Origin of the sequence: Paraburkholderia fungorum, from assembly GCF_046026025.1 — a bacterium.
Classification (GTDB): domain Bacteria; phylum Pseudomonadota; class Gammaproteobacteria; order Burkholderiales; family Burkholderiaceae; genus Paraburkholderia; species Paraburkholderia fungorum_E.
Genome location: NZ_JAQQFL010000008.1, coordinates 158,018 through 172,858, shown reverse-complemented (window position 1 = coordinate 172,858; position 14,841 = coordinate 158,018). Strand labels below are relative to the sequence as shown.

The 14,841-nt window shown below is 63.5% G+C and carries 10 protein-coding genes; 5 read left to right on the top strand and 5 right to left on the bottom strand.

What is annotated here, in order from left to right:
* Positions 1-152 precede the first annotated feature (152 nt).
* Genes PQR67_RS11835 through nirB form a run of 3 tightly spaced genes read right to left on the bottom strand, consistent with a single transcriptional unit; the run spans position 153 to position 7,364 of the window.
* A complete protein-coding gene (locus PQR67_RS11835; RefSeq protein WP_408458626.1) occupies positions 153-4,385 on the bottom strand; it encodes a bifunctional nitrate reductase/sulfite reductase flavoprotein subunit alpha in 4,233 nt (1,410 codons plus the stop codon).
* Between the two features lie 43 nt (positions 4,386-4,428).
* Positions 4,429-4,788 carry a nitrite reductase small subunit NirD gene (gene nirD, locus PQR67_RS11830; RefSeq protein ID WP_408458624.1) on the bottom strand — a complete coding sequence of 120 codons (360 nt, stop codon included), beginning with the start codon at positions 4,786-4,788 and terminating at the stop codon, positions 4,429-4,431.
* A gap of 35 nt (positions 4,789-4,823) precedes the next feature.
* Positions 4,824-7,364 (bottom strand): nitrite reductase large subunit NirB, encoded by a 2,541-nt coding sequence (gene nirB / locus PQR67_RS11825; protein WP_408458622.1) that lies wholly within the window; start codon positions 7,362-7,364, stop codon positions 4,824-4,826.
* 636 nt (positions 7,365-8,000) lie between these two features.
* Between nirB and PQR67_RS11820 the strand changes: the two genes are divergently transcribed.
* Entirely contained in the window at positions 8,001-8,381 is a 381-nt protein-coding gene (locus tag PQR67_RS11820; RefSeq protein WP_408458619.1) for a response regulator, read from the top strand.
* Between the two features lie 55 nt (positions 8,382-8,436).
* Here the strand turns inward: PQR67_RS11820 and PQR67_RS11815 are convergent, their stop codons facing one another.
* Positions 8,437-9,312 carry an MOSC domain-containing protein gene (locus tag PQR67_RS11815; RefSeq protein ID WP_408458617.1) on the bottom strand — a complete coding sequence of 292 codons (876 nt, stop codon included), beginning with the start codon at positions 9,310-9,312 and terminating at the stop codon, positions 8,437-8,439.
* A gap of 122 nt (positions 9,313-9,434) precedes the next feature.
* A complete protein-coding gene (gene glcC, locus PQR67_RS11810; RefSeq protein WP_408458615.1) occupies positions 9,435-10,202 on the bottom strand; it encodes a transcriptional regulator GlcC in 768 nt (255 codons plus the stop codon).
* A gap of 250 nt (positions 10,203-10,452) precedes the next feature.
* Between glcC and glcD the strand changes: the two genes are divergently transcribed.
* The 4 genes from glcD (at position 10,453) to PQR67_RS11790 (ending at position 14,775) form a co-directional block, all read left to right on the top strand.
* Positions 10,453-11,952, top strand: a complete 1,500-nt coding sequence (gene glcD, locus PQR67_RS11805; RefSeq protein ID WP_408458612.1) for a glycolate oxidase subunit GlcD — start codon at positions 10,453-10,455, stop codon at positions 11,950-11,952.
* Positions 11,952-13,019 (top strand): glycolate oxidase subunit GlcE, encoded by a 1,068-nt coding sequence (gene glcE / locus PQR67_RS11800; RefSeq protein ID WP_408458609.1) that lies wholly within the window; start codon positions 11,952-11,954, stop codon positions 13,017-13,019. The genes glcD and glcE overlap by 1 nt, the downstream gene beginning before the upstream one ends.
* 63 nt (positions 13,020-13,082) lie before the next feature.
* The gene (gene glcF, locus PQR67_RS11795; protein WP_408458606.1) at positions 13,083-14,351 is read left to right on the top strand and encodes a glycolate oxidase subunit GlcF; all 1,269 of its coding nucleotides are present in this window, start codon (positions 13,083-13,085) and stop codon (positions 14,349-14,351) included.
* 19 nt (positions 14,352-14,370) lie between these two features.
* Positions 14,371-14,775: a GlcG/HbpS family heme-binding protein gene (locus PQR67_RS11790; RefSeq protein ID WP_408458603.1), complete on the top strand. Its 405-nt coding sequence runs from the start codon at positions 14,371-14,373 to the stop codon at positions 14,773-14,775.
* Positions 14,776-14,841 lie beyond the last annotated feature (66 nt).

Sequence of the window (14,841 nt, the reverse complement as noted above, 5' to 3'; positions counted from 1 at the left end):
CGTCGCGCCGATTCATTGCGCTCGTGCACTGTGCACCGGAGTGGTCATGACGTTGAATTCCGGTCTGAATATGCAACCTTCATGCCATCCGTGCTCCTGTACTTCGACTCTCTGAAATCGTGATGCCGCGCCTGTGCCAGTCGCGCAAAAAATCAATAAACGTCGCGTACGTAGCGCTTTTCCTGCGCTAAATGGCTCACATACTCGCCGGCTCTTTCTTCGCTCATGCCACCGTGCTGGGCGACCACCTGCTTGAGCGCCGCATCGACGTCTCGTGCCATCCGGTTTGCGTCACCGCAGACGTAGAAATGCGCACCGTCTTCGAGCCATGCCCACAGTTGCGCACCCTGCTCGCGCATGCGGTCCTGCACGTAGATTTTTTCCGTTTGATCGCGCGAGAAAGCCACGTCGAGCCGGGTCAGCACACCGCTGTCCCGCATCGCTTCAAGTTCGTCGCGATAGTAAAAATCAGTGGCTGCGTGTTGCTCGCCGAAAAACAGCCAATTGCGCCCCTTGTCACCGCGTGCACGCCGTTCGTGCAGGAAACCGCGAAACGGTGCAACGCCAGTGCCTGGTCCGACCATGATGATCGGTGTGCCGGAAACATGAGGAGGCCGAAAGTGTGCGGATTTCTGCACGAACACGGGCACATTGACGTCGCCTGCACGGTCGGCCAGGAACGTCGACGAGACGCCCTTGCGATGGCGGCGGCCATTGCTGTACCGAACCGCGGCAACCGTCAGATGGACTTCGCCGGGGTGCGCCTTCGGGCTCGAAGCAATCGAATACAGACGCGGTTGCAGGCGCTTGAGCATGCCGGTCAATTCGGTTGCCGTCAGCTTGACGGGAAATTCGTGGAGTACGTCGGCGAGCTGTTGGCCCCACAGCCATTGTTTGAGGTCGGCTTTGCGCTCGGCGGAGAGCAGATCGCGCAGTGCGCCGTTGCTACTGCGTGCGGCAATGAACGCGAGCGCTTCTGGGCTGGGGCGCGCGATTTCGTAGTGCCTGGCAAGCGCGTCGGCGAGCTGCATTTCACCCGCACCGGACACGTTGACGTTGACCGCCGCGTCGGCAGTCAAGCCACTCAGGCTGATCAACTCGTCGACCAGTTCAGGGCAATTGCTCGGCCATACGCCCAGCGCATCGCCGGCCTCGTACTCGAGACCCGAGTCGCGCGTGTTCAACGAGAAGTAACGCGTGTCTTTAGCCGCGCCCTGCTTGTTCAATTGCAGATTCCTGACGAGCCGCGATGCGGCCGGCCGCGTCTTGGTCGGCACGGCGCCAGGCACCACGGCGTTGATCATGCCGCCCGGCGGCACCGCATGCAGCGCCGCATCTTCTTCCTTGATGCGCACGATGATGCTTTCGAGCCATGCGTCGGCGTGCTCCTGATACTCGCTGTCACAGTCAACGCGATCCATCAACCGCAGCGCGCCTTGCGCGGCGAAACGGTCATCCAGACGGCGGCCGTGGCCACAAAACTGATCGTAGTTGCGGTCTCCCAGCGCGAGTACCGCGTAGCGCAAACCGTCGAGGCGAGGCGCTGCGTCGCTGGCGAGATGCGACCAGAAACTTTGCGCGTTATCGGGCGGATCGCCGTCGCCGAAGGTGCTCGACATCAGCAGCACGTATTGCGCTTTCGCCAGCGCCGAAACCTGGTAGTCCGCCATGCATGACGTGCGGATTTCGAAGCCGGACTCCATCAGACGCGTGGCATAACGCTCGGTCAGCGATTCCGTGTTGCCGGTTTGCGAGGCCCACAGCAAGGTCACTTTGGGGCGCACGCGCAAGATACGCACACCGGATGCATGCGCCGCGTCGGCATGCGGCGCGGCAAGCACACCTGCGGGCACGGCCGCATGGGTTCCGCTGCGGCTATAAAGTCCGGCCAGCAAACCGTCCACATACAGGCGGTTCGCCGGATCCACCGGTGCGCCAGCCGGGAGAACCGGCACGCTGTCGATGTTCTGTGCTTCTGCCGAGCGCAGGCCACTGACGAAACCAGCCAGATAGGCCCGCTCGGTTTCCGTGAGCGACGGCGCGGGTGTCGGTGGAAGCTGCAACAGGCTAGTCAGTGCGTTGATGCGGGGCATGTCCAGTTCCTCGGTGTCCGCCGATAGAGCGTTTGCTGTCGCTGCGTCGATTCCGGTGGCAAGCGCGTCGGTGAACGTTTCGGTGAGCGACTCGGTGAGCGTCTCGTCATCCGCGTTCGAAACCGGCTCGATGGCATCGGCCGCAACGGGGCTCAGCGCGACCGCGCAGAACTTGAGTTCGGGCTGCTGCGAGATCGGATCGATTGCATCGCTCGTGACGGCGTTGATACACAGGTCCTCGCCGAAGACGTCGTTCCAGTGCATGGGCGCAAAGCAGTTGCCTGCCTGCACGCGCTCGGTGACGACGGCAGGCAGCACGGCCCGCCCACGCCGTGAACGGATCTCGACCGGATCGCGGGCCTTGATGCCGAGTGTGGCCGCGTCTTCCGGATGAATCTCGACGAACGGGCCCGGATTCAGCTTGTTGAGCATCGCCACCTTGCCGGTCTTGGTCATGGTGTGCCATTGATGCTGCAAACGGCCCGTATTCAGCACGACCGGAAATTCCCGATCCGGCAATTCGGCCGGGGCTGCGAAGGCGCGGGCGAAGAACACGGCCTTGCCGCTCGCGGTCGGGAACACCAGCCGTGGGCGGCTGCCGTCGGGCGCTTCCTTCAGCGTCTGGCTAACGCCGTCGTTCAGATAACGAACCGGGTTGCGCTCGGCGCCATCGCTGGAAGCCAGCGGCCATTGCAGCGGCGTGTCCTTCAGCCGGCCGTGGCTTGCGCCGCGCAAGTCGTAGCCGGTTTTCGGATTCGACACGCGCGTGATTTCCGCGAAAATCTCTTCGGCGCTACCGTAGGTAAACGCATCGGCAAATCCCATTTCGCACGCTACACGCGCAATGATCTGCCAGTCCGGCAGCGCGGCGCCGGGCGGCTCGATGCCCTTTTGCATCAACGTCAGATTGCGCTCGGAGTTGATCATCACGCCTTCGGCTTCGGCCCATAGCGCACCGGGCAAGAGCACATCGGCGTAACGGTTGGTCTCGGTATCGAGGAACGCGTCCTGCGAGATCACGAGCTCGGCCGCGCGCAATCCGGCGATAACGTTCTGACGGTTCGCGACGCTCGCCACCGGATTCGTGCAGATAATCCAACACGCCTTGATCTCGCCCGCGGCCATGCGGCTGAACATATCGATCGTGCCGTTGCCGAGCGCCGTTTTCAACGTACCCTTTGGAATGCCCCACAGGTCTTCGATAAACACGCGGTCTTCTTCGACCAGCACCGAACGCTGCCCCGGCAAACCGGGTCCCATATAGCCCATTTCACGGCCGCCCATCGCATTGGGCTGACCGGTCAGCGAGAACGGTCCGCTGCCACGGCGGCAAATCTTGCCCGTCGCCAGATGCAGATTGCAAATCGCGTTCGTGTGCCATGTGCCATGCGTGCTCTGATTGAGACCCATGGTCCAGCAGCTCATCCACTCCGGCGCTGCGCCAATCATGTGCGCGGCCTGACGGATGTCCTCGGCGGCGAGCCCCGTGATCTCCGCGACTTTCTCGGGCGTGTAGTCCGCGAGGAAAGCGGGCATCGTGTCCCAGCCCTGGGTGGCGTCAGCGATAAAAGCCGCATCCGTATGGCCGTTTTCATGCAGCAGATGCAGCAGGCCATTGAGCAAGGCCAGGTCGGTGCCCGGCTTGATCGGCAGAAAGAGATCGGCCTTGTCCCCGGTCGTATTGCGGCGCGGGTCGACCACGATCAGTTTCGCCCCTGCCTTCACGCGATCCATCATCCGCAGGAACAGAATCGGATGACAGTCGGCCATATTCGCGCCGATCACGAAGAACAGGTCGGCATGATCGATGTCTTCGTACGACCCCGGCGGGCCGTCCGCGCCAAGCGAGAGCTTGTAACCGCTGCCCGCGCTCGCCATGCAAAGACGCGAATTCGATTCGATGTTGTTGGTCCCGACAAACCCCTTGGCGAGCTTGTTGACGAGGTACTGCGCCTCGATTGACATCTGCCCGGACACATAGAACGACAGCGCGTCCGGTCCGTGCGCATCGAGCAGGCCACGCAGACGCGCTGCCGTGTCACTGATCGCCTGCGCCATCGGCAGCGGTGTCGGGTCCTGGCCGCGGGCATGACGCACGAATGCGCCTTCCAGACGCCCCGACTTGCGCAACGCGACGTGCGCCGACTGGCCCTTGGTGCAGAGCCGCCCGAAGTTCGCCGGATGCTCCTTGTCGCCGGAGATTTTGACGACCTGCCCGTCCTCGACGTGCAGCACCATCCCGCAGCCGACGCCGCAGTAGGGGCACACTGTTTTTACGCTACGGGAGGACATGGCAGGCGGCATCGTCGAGAAGGTTGACCAGAAAATCAGCGGCTCACATCGCGACCCACACCTGCCCGCTTTCCACCCGCGCGGCGAATGCGCTGACAGAATAGGCCGGTGTTTCGAGGCACTCGCCGGTGCGCAGATCGAAGTGATGCTTGTAGATCGGCGAGGCAACGACAAGGCGCTCACCGAGATTGCCGATCAGCCCGCGCGAAAGCACGGCTGCCTGCGAGCCCGGATCGTAGTTTTCGATCGCATAGACGACGGCGTCGTCGTCGCCGTCGCCGTTGTTCACATGGAATACCGCCACCTGTTCGCCATTGACGAGCGCGCACACGCCCGTGTTGGGAACAATGTCGTCGATCGGGCAAATCGCTGTCCAGGCAAGCGGAAGACGGTCAAGGTTCATGGCGCAGGTCCTCAGTGAATGACGCAAAAAAAGAATCAGACGGTTTCGACAACCACAGGAATCGAAGCGAGTTTCGAGCGCCGCTCGTCGAGCGTCGCGGGCCGGATCTGGCCGCGTTCCTCGACGAAAGCGACGTTGCTGTCCGGCTCGCCACTGTTGACGAAGTGGCGGAAGCGCTTGCGCGTTTCAGGATCGGTCACGGCCTTCTTCCATTCGCATTCGTAGGTGTCGACCACCTGCTGCATGTCCACTTCGAGTTCCGCGGCCACGCCCAGGTGATCGTTGACGACGACGTCCTTCAGATAATCGAGTCCGCCTTCAAGGTTGTCGCGCCATACGCTGGTGCGTTGCAGACGATCGGCGGTACGCACGTAGAACATCAGGAAGCGGTCGATGTAGCGCACCAGCGTTTCCTGATCGAGGTCCGAAGCGAGCAGTTCGGCATGACGCGGCTTCATGCCGCCGTTGCCGCAGACGTAGAGATTCCAGCCCTTCTCGGTCGCGATGATGCCGACGTCCTTGCCTTGCGCCTCCGCGCATTCGCGTGTGCAGCCCGACACGCCGAATTTGATCTTGTGCGGGGTACGCAGGCCCTTGTAGCGGTTCTCGAGTTCAACCGCGAGGCCCACCGAATCGCCGACCCCGTAGCGGCACCACGTCGAACCCACGCATGACTTCACCGTGCGCAGCGATTTGCCGTAGGCATGGCCCGATTCGAAACCGGCCGCGATCAGTTCTTCCCAGATGAAAGGCAGTTGCTCGACCCGCGCGCCGAACAGATCGACCCGCTGACCACCGGTGATCTTCGTGTACAGGCCGTACTTCTTCGCGACCTGACCAACCGTGATCAAACCGTCAGGCGTCACTTCGCCACCCGCCATGCGCGGCACGACGGAATAGGTGCCGTCGCGCTGAATGTTGGCGAGGTAGTAATCGTTGGTGTCCTGCAGCGAAGCGTGTTCCTTCTTCAGCACGAATTCGTTCCAGCACGAGGCGAGGATGCTCGCCACGGCCGGCTTGCAGATATCGCAGCCCAGACCGTGTCCGTGCTTCGCCAGCAATTCGCCGAAACTGCGCACGCCTTCCACGCGTACGATGTGATACAGCTCCTGGCGCGAATACGGGAAGTGCTCGCACAGATGATTGTTGACCGCGAGGCCCTGCTTTTTCATCTCCGCTTTCATCACCTGCGTGACGAGCGGCACGCAGCCGCCGCACGAGGTGCCGGCCTGGGTCGCGCACTTCAACGCGCCGATGTCGGTCGCGCCCGCGCAAACAGCCGCGCACAGGTCGCCCTTCGAGACGTTGTTGCACGAGCAGATCTGCGCGGCGGCCGGCAATGCCTCGACGCCGAGCGCCGGTTTCGCCTGACCGTCGGACGATGGCAGAATCAGGAATTCAGGCGACGCCGGCAACTCGATCCGGTTCAGCATCATCTGCAGCAGCGTGCCGTATTCGCTCGCCTCGCCCACCATCACACCGCCGAGCAGATACTTGCCGCACCCGGACACCACCAGCTTCTTGTAGACCTGCTTGCGTTCGTCGCTGAACTGATAGGCGCGGCTGCCCGGCGTATTGCCGTGCGCGTCGCCGATGCTGGCAACGTCCACGCCCATCAGTTTCAGCTTGGTGCTCATGTCGGCGCCCGCGAATTCCGCCGGGCCGCCGAGCAGTTGCTTCGCCACCGCGCGCGCCATGTCATAACCGGGCGCCACGAGGCCGAACAGTTGGCCGTTCCACAACGCACACTCGCCGATCGCGTAGATGTGCGGGTCGCTGGTGCGGCACGCGTTGTCGATCACGATGCCGCCGCGTTCGCCGAGCGCGAGGCCGCTCGCGCGGGCCAGATCGTCGCGCGGACGAATGCCCGCGGAGAACACGATCATGTCGGTGTCGAGGAAGCTGCCGTCGGCGAACTGCATGCGATGCGTGCCGTTCTCGCCGTCGACGATCGCGGTGGTGTTCTTCTGCGTGTGCACCGTCAGGCCCAGCTCTTCGATCTTGCTACGCAGCACGCGGCCGCCGCCTTCGTCGACCTGTACCGCCATCAGGCGCGGCGCGAACTCGACCACGTGCGTTTGCAAGCCCATGTCGCGCAATGCCTTCGCGCATTCGAGACCGAGCAGGCCGCCGCCGACCACCGTGCCGGTCTTCGAGCGCGCGCCACATTCCTGCATGGCTTCGAGATCGTCGATGGTGCGATAGACGAAGCAGTCGGCCCGCTCGCGGCCTTGCACGGGGGGCACGAACGGATAGGAACCCGTAGCGAACACCAGCTTGTCGTACGGCAAGGTCTCGCCGGTCGATACCGTCACCGTGCGCGCGTCACGGTCGATCGCCACCGCTTTCGCATTCAGCTTCAGCAAGACGTTCTGGCGTTCGAAGAAACCCGGTTCGACGAGCGACAGGTCGTCCGCCGTTTTGCCCGAGAAGAATTCGGACAGGTGCACGCGGTCGTACGCGGGTCGGGATTCTTCGCACAGCACCGTGATATCGAGGCCATGCGCCGCGTCTTGCGCCAGGCATTCGACCAGTTTGTGGCCGACCATCCCGTGACCGATAACGATGATTTTCATGACCGCGATTCCTCAGTGTGCTGGGCTTGCTGTACTTCGGTCGCCAACGCGCGACATCGGGCGAAAGCGATTCCGGAAATAAAAACGGCGTCCCGCGAACCCAGTCGATGACTGAATTCGGGGGACGCCGTTGTCCTGACCTGTGTTGCAGCGAGTGCCCTGTTGTTGCGCTCGCGCCGGATCCACGTTGATCCGGTGGCAAGGCTTAACGCAAAGCCCGTGCCAAGCGTGTGAAATACGGGCTACAGCGCCGCGTAGCGGGCCTTCGAGGTGAATAACACGGGGGTGCGGCGAGACGCGCGCGCGTCACGATTTGATGCAGCCAGGCACAGGGATGGTGCGACGCAGCACTGTGCACGTGCGGGTGGCGGCTTTGGCAGTCCGGCGGAAATATAACTTCCCAGTGTGTAGATCTGCGCTGCGGGACGTGTGTGATGGGCTTGGTGAACAGCGTCTCGATGCGGCGGACCGCCTCGATATCCCCTGCGATTCGCGCTTTTTTATCCGCAAGCGGTAATTTTCATCGACGGTGGCGTCGGACAACTTGCCGGAATGACCGAAGAAAACATCTTTTGAGTCCCGATTTCAGCGGGACTTCAAATTGCTCAACATCAGGTACCAACCTGGAGAAACCGGATGTGCACTGACGATGCCGCACGCCTGCTGATCGCCGACGACGACCCGAATCTGCTGGCCGCCTACGTGCTGTTTTTCAGCGCGCATGGTTTCGACATCCGCACCGCGCGCAACGGTCTCGACGCGTTCGCGCAGTATTGCGCGTGGCATCCGCGAGCCGCACTGCTCGACGTCGAAATGCCGCGTCTCGATGGGCGCGCGGTCGCCCGGCGCATTCGCCGCGTGGCCGACACGCCACCGCCCACGCTGGTCGCGGTGACGGGCCTCTCACGCGTCGAGGACCGGATCGAGTCGTTGCGCTCAGGATTCAATCATCATTTCGTCAAGCCGGCACCAATGCCGGTGATCCTCGCCGCGCTGACCGGGCGCAGCCGGCATTAGCGGGAACAACCGAGGGAACAGCCGCAGGGACAGCGTGCCTCGGTTGAACCCCGGCTCAATCACCAAAACCCAATTCCGCTTCGACTTCTTGCCCGACACGCAGCCACGTCCCGGCCCCACGCGCGACGACGGCATTGTTGCCGAACGTCAGCGCACCGTTTCGCTGCGGATTCGCCCGGTAGGCGCTCATGGTGTCGGTTGGCTCGTTGGGCCACTCGGGATCGGGCGCACCCTTCGCCTGATCGATGGTCGGCATCGGACAGCGCGCGCACAGCTTGACCAGTTGCAACTGCACGGTCTCACCCTCCACGCTGTCGACATTCAAACTCTCGACATAGTCTTCTTCGTATGCATCGAGCCCCGTCAGGACGACGTTGGGGCGAAACCGGTCGATCGGAATCGACGGGGCGCCCTTATTGTTCAGGCGCACATTCAGATCGTCGAGCGAGGCCTGGCCGATCACCAGCAGCGGAAAGCCGTCGGCGAAATACGTGGTGGCGCCGCCGACGCTGGCGGTGTACTCCGGATCCACAATCCGCTCGCGCTCGGGGTTGAAGCGCAGAAGCCGTGCCGGCACGCCGAGAAACGCTGAAAACCACGCGGCGCTTGCTTCGCCGGTGTCGAGCCCGTAGGCCGCGTCGCGCCAGACCACGGTTTGCACCCTTGGCGCCGCGCCGAGTGCGGCGGCGTCGAGCGGCGTGCGCAAGACGCTCATGCCCGGCGCACTGATCACGAGTTCGTGTTCGCCGATCTCGGCCTTGATCAGCGCGAGGCGCGGATACTCGCGCTGCGTGAGCATCGCGCCGCTCGGGTCGGTGACCATCCAGTATCGATCGTATTCGAAGCCCGTGGCGAGCAGGCGCGCTTCCTTGAGCGCAATGCCGGCACACGATTTGATTGGGTAGACGAAAAGCTCGCTGATAGTAGGCATGGGGTGCATGCGTGGGGCGACACGCGATTTTTTGTGTGAGTGGGCAATTGTAGAGCCTATCAAGCGGCGGCACGTATGCGCGCTGCCGTAAAGGCCGCTTCGTGGCGCGGCATTCGCGCCGGTTACTCCCAGCCCTCCAGCCGCAGCGTGGCGCGCACGAGCCGCTGCTCTTCCTGTTCGATTTCCCGTAGGTTTGCGCACACACTGGCGATATGATCGGCCGCGGCCTTGCGGGCCTGCTCGGGCAGCTTGCCGGTCACGGCGTTGTAAAGCCGCGCATGTTGACGATCGATTACCCGTTTTTGCGGCTCGCGGTGATAGAGATTGTTCACCGACGCAAACACCGAACTCAATAGCAGGTCGGTCAGCGTACTCAAGGTATGCACCAGCACCGGGTTATGCGAGGCCTCGCAAATCGCGAGGTGAAACGCGTGATCGAGCCGCGCGTGGGTGGACGCGCTGGTTTCCTTGCCATGCGCCGCGAGCATGTCCTCGTAGCGGCGCGTGATCAGCACGAAGTCCGCGGGCGTGCCGCGCAGCGCCGCCAGGCGTGCGGATTCCGCTTCGAGCAAGGCGCGCACCTCGAACAGATCGTAGAGCGTGCGCGGCTGCGAACCGAGCAGATGCATCATCGGCGTGAGCGCGGGTTGCGCGGTGAGGCTGGCGACAAACGAGCCTTTGCCGTGGGAGGTTTCGATGATGCCGCGTGCCCGCAAGAGCTTGAGCCCTTCGCGCAGCGCCGTGCGCGACACGCCGAGCTTGTCGGTCAAACGCCGCTCGGAGGGCAGCGCCTGCCCTGTTTTCAGCACGCCGTCGACGATCAATCGTTCGATACGCTCGGCGACGACGTCCGCCACCTGGCGCGAGCCTTCCTGATCTGTTGTCTGCATTGCAATTCCAACTGGTATGACCACTTGAGAATGCTAACACGCAGACGTTACGTCTGTTCGCCCTGTCCTATATGTATAAACGTACTCGCGACATCTACCCAGAAACCATCCAGTCAAAAACTGGTACGACCACTTGCATGGCCGGTCGACAGCGACTGCCATAGCCGCAACAATTCCGCCTGAGACACGCTCGCGCACCCATATCCACGGGCTTGACCGCCAGGTTGGCGCGGCTCCAGGAGACCCCCACATGAGCTACCACTACGACGAGCGCATCGACGGCGCACTCGCGACGCACGACAAAGCCGCCGTTGTCGCGCAGTTGCACACGCTGATCCCCGATCTGCAACTCCTCCACGAACAGGAAGATTTGCGTCCGTTCGAATGCGACGGCCTCGCCGCCTATCGCACAACGCCAATGCTGGTCGCGCTGCCCGACAAGGTCGAACAGGTCGAGGCGCTGCTGAAATTCGCCAACGCCCAGAAGATTCCGGTAGTCGCGCGCGGCGCCGGAACGGGTTTGTCGGGCGGCGCGTTGCCGTTGGACAAAGGCATTCTGCTGGTGATGGCGCGCTTTAACCGGATCCTCGAAGTCGATCCCGAGGCCGGCATTGCCCGCGTGCAACCGGGTGTGCGCAACCTCGCGATCTCACAGGCCGCAGCGCCCCATGGCCTGTATTACGCGCCGGACCCCTCGTCGCAGATCGCCTGCTCGATCGGCGGCAACGTCGCGGAAAATGCGGGCGGCGTGCATTGCCTGAAGTACGGACTGACCGTCAATAACATCCTGAAGCTCGAGATTCTCACGATCGACGGCGAACGTCTCACGCTCGGCTCGGAAGCGCTGGACGCGCCTGGTTTCGATTTCCTCGCGCTCTTCACCGGCTCGGAAGGCATGCTCGGCATCGTCACCGAAGTCACTGTGAAACTGCTCCACAAGCCGCAAAGCGCGAAGGTCCTGCTCGCCAGTTTCGACGACGTCGGGAAAGCGGGTGCGGCGGTCGCACGGATCATCGGCGCGGGCGTGATCCCTGGCGGCCTCGAAATGATGGACAACCTCGCGATCCGCGCCGCGGAAGACTTTATCCACGCAGGCTATCCGGTCGAGGCCGAGGCGATCCTGCTGTGCGAAGTCGACGGCGCGGAGAGCGACGTACAAGAAGATGTGGAGCGGGTCGACGCGTTGCTGCGCGCGGCCGGCGCCACCGATATCCGGCTCGCGAAAGACGAAGCCGAGCGTCAGCGGTTCTGGGCCGGCCGCAAGAATGCGTTCCCGGCGGTGGGCCGCATCTCGCCGGATTACTACTGTATGGACGGCACGATCCCGCGCCGCGAGATGCCACGCGTGCTCAAGGGCATCGAGGACCTGTCGACCGAATATGGTTTGCGCGTGGCCAATGTCTTCCATGCCGGCGACGGCAACATGCATCCGCTGATCCTGTTCGATGCGAACGCACCCGGCGAGACCGAACGCGCCGAAGCGCTCGGCGCCAAGATCCTCGAACTGTGCGTGGCGGTGGGCGGCAGCATCACCGGCGAACACGGGGTGGGCCGCGAAAAGATCAACCAGATGTGCGCGCAGTTCAATCGCGACGAACTGGGTTTTTTCCACGCGCTGAAAGCCGCTTTCGATCCAGCGGGTCTCCTGAATCCCGGCAAGAACGTACCCACCCTGCACCGCTGCGCCGAGTTCGGCTCGATGCATGTTCACCACGGCGCACTGCCCTTTCCTGAACTGGAGCGCTTCTGATGCGGATCGAACCGGTATCGATGGACGATAGCGAACGGCTCGTCGCCGAAGTCTCGCAGGCACACAGAGGCGGCACGCCGCTGAAGATTCGTGGCGGCAACAGCAAGGCTTTTCTCGGGCGCCCGGTGCCAGGCACACCGATCGACACCCGCTCGCATCGCGGCGTAGTCAGTTATGACCCGACCGAACTCGTGATCACGGCACGCGCGGGCACCCCGGTCGCCGAATTGAACGCCGTGCTCGACGCGGCCGGCCAGATGCTGCCCTGCGAGCCGCCGGTTTTCAACGGCACGGCCACGGTCGGTGGGATGGTCGCGGCCGGCCTTGCCGGGCCGCGCCGGCCGTGGTCCGGTGCGGTGCGCGACTTCGTGCTGGGTTGCCGCGTCATTACCGCTGAGGCGAAGCATCTGCGCTTCGGCGGTGAAGTCTTGAAGAACGTCGCGGGCTACGACGTGTCACGTCTGCTCGCCGGCAGCTTCGGTTGCCTCGGTCTGATCACCGAGGTGTCGCTCAAGGTGCTGCCCAAGCCGCGCGCGCTCGGCAGTCTCACGCTCGATCTCGACGCGGGCGAAGCGCTGCGTGAACTGTCGGCGTGGCGCCGCGCCGCGTTGCCGATCAGCGGCGCGGCTCACGTCGACGGACGCCTCCATGTGCGGCTCGAAGGCGGCACGGGGTCGGTGGCCGCGGCGCTGGACCGCATCGGCGGCACCGAACTCGATCCGCAGTTCTGGCATGCGTTGCGTGAGCACCGTCTGGCGTTTTTCGACGACCCACGCCCGTTGTGGCGCCTCTCGCTGCCGAATGCTTCGCCACTGACCCGCTTGCCCGGCGACACGCTGCTCGACTGGGCCGGTGCGCAACGCTGGCTCAAAAGCGACGCGCCGGCAGCCGCGATCCGCCAGATCGCGCACGCCGCGGGTGGCCACGCGACCTGCTTCACGCCATGCGTAGACGCCGAACCGTTCACCCCGTTGCCGCCCGCGCTGCTGCGCTTTCATCAGCAGTTGAAACAGCAACTCGACCCGCGCGGCCTCTTTAACCCCGGCCGCCTTTATGCCGGCCTGTGAATCCTGGCCCACGAACCTTGGCCTAAAGCATCGGCCTGTGAAGCCCTGAAGGCGAACGACACCATGCAAACCAATCTCAGCGACGCCGCCAAAACCCTGTCCCGCGCCGACGAAGCCGAGCAGATCCTGCGCTCGTGCGTGCATTGCGGCTTCTGCAACGCGACCTGCCCGACCTATCAGTTGCTCGGCAACGAACTCGACGGCCCGCGCGGCCGTATTTATCTGATCAAACAGATGCTGGAAGGCGAGCCGGTCACGCAGAAAACCCAGTTGCACCTCGACCGCTGCCTGAGTTGCCGCAACTGTGAAACCACCTGTCCTTCGGGTGTCACCTACCATGCGCTGCTGGATATCGGCCGCGCCGAACTGCAGCGGAGGATTGTTCGGCCCGCCCCGGAACGCCTGCTGCGCGAGGGTTTGCGCCGGGTGATCCCGAATCCGGCAGTATTCCGCGCGCTGCTTCAAACCGGCCAGGCCATGCGGCCGTTTCTTCCGGCCGCGCTTGGACGTAAAATCCCCAAGCGAAGCGCTCGGTCAAATGCTGGGACAGAACCGAGGCCGGCGTCGCGGCATCCGCGCAAAATGCTGATGCTGGAGGGCTGCGTGCAACCCGCGCTGTCACCGAACACCAACGCGGCCGCCGCGCGCGTGCTGGACCGGCTGGGCATCGGCATCGTGAATGCCCGCCAGGCCGGCTGCTGCGGGGCGACCGATTATCATCTGGATGCGCAGGAGGCAGGCCTCGCGCGGGCACGGCGCAATATCGACGCGTGGTGGCCCGCCATCGAGGCCGGCGCCGAAGCGATCGTGCAAACCGCAAGCGGCTGCGGCGCGTTCGTCAAGGAGTATGGGCACCTGCTGCGCCACGACCCTCGCTATGCGTCAAAAGCGCAGCGGGTCAGCGAGCTGACGCGAGACCTCGTGGAGGTATTGGCTAACGAGCCGCTCGATCAGCTACAGGCGAATCAATTGCCGGCGGCGGCGTCAGCGAAGTTGTCAGATCAGACGCGGCGGAAAATCGCGTTTCACTGCCCCTGCACGTTGCAGCATGCGCAGAAGCTGGGCGGCGCGGTCGAGTCGATCCTGCAACGGCTCGGTTTCGACCTCGCCGCCGTGCCCGACGGCCATCTGTGCTGCGGATCGGCGGGCACGTATTCCATCACCCAGCCGGAGCTTGCGGAACGATTACGTAACAACAGGCTCGATGCGCTGGAAAGCGGTAAGCCGGAGATGATCCTCACGGCCAACATCGGTTGCCAGACCCATCTGAACGGCGCCGGGCGCACTCCGGTGCGCCACTGGATAGAACTTGTAGAAGCATCCCTACCATAAACGAAACAGGAAATTCATTATGCTGAGCAAACCCGTGTTGACTGTTGCCGAAACGACCCGAATCCTCGAAGCCGCCCGTGCGGAGGCCGAGAAGAACCAGTGGGCCGTCGCTATCGTGGTGGTCGACGATGGCGGCCATCAACTCGGCATGCTGCGTCTGGACGGCAGCGCGCCGGCCAGCTCGTACATCGCGACGGAAAAGGCCCGCACGTCGGCAATCGGCCGCCGCGAAACCAAAGTGTATGAAGACATGATCAACAACGGCCGCACGGCATTCCTGAGCGCGCCGTTGCAAGGCACGCTGGAAGGCGGTGTGCCGGTGATCGTCGACGGCCAGGTGATCGGCGCGGTCGGCGTGTCGGGCGTCAAGTCGGATCAGGACGCGCAAATCGCCCGCGCGGGTATTCAAGCGATCGCTGCTTAAGTTCGAGATCCGTTCGGATTCGTTCAAAGCGGCATCAATAAGAGCAAGAAGCACAACACGGACCGG

Bases quoted from the DNA above. Each gene is read 5' to 3' on its own strand.
- PQR67_RS11820 (WP_408458619.1), top strand. From the start codon at position 8,001: ATGTGCACTGACGATGCCGCACGCCTGCTGATCGCCGACGACGACCCG.
- glcD (WP_408458612.1), top strand. From the start codon at position 10,453: ATGAGCTACCACTACGACGAGCGCATCGACGGCGCACTCGCGACGCAC.
- nirB (WP_408458622.1), bottom strand. From the start codon at position 7,364: ATGAAAATCATCGTTATCGGTCACGGGATGGTCGGCCACAAACTGGTC.
- PQR67_RS11835 (WP_408458626.1), bottom strand. From the start codon at position 4,385: ATGTCCTCCCGTAGCGTAAAAACAGTGTGCCCCTACTGCGGCGTCGGC.
- glcC (WP_408458615.1), bottom strand. From the start codon at position 10,202: ATGCAGACAACAGATCAGGAAGGCTCGCGCCAGGTGGCGGACGTCGTC.
- nirD (WP_408458624.1), bottom strand. From the start codon at position 4,788: ATGAACCTTGACCGTCTTCCGCTTGCCTGGACAGCGATTTGCCCGATC.
- PQR67_RS11790 (WP_408458603.1), top strand. From the start codon at position 14,371: ATGCTGAGCAAACCCGTGTTGACTGTTGCCGAAACGACCCGAATCCTC.
- PQR67_RS11815 (WP_408458617.1), bottom strand. From the start codon at position 9,312: ATGCCTACTATCAGCGAGCTTTTCGTCTACCCAATCAAATCGTGTGCC.
- glcF (WP_408458606.1), top strand. From the start codon at position 13,083: ATGCAAACCAATCTCAGCGACGCCGCCAAAACCCTGTCCCGCGCCGAC.
- glcE (WP_408458609.1), top strand. From the start codon at position 11,952: ATGCGGATCGAACCGGTATCGATGGACGATAGCGAACGGCTCGTCGCC.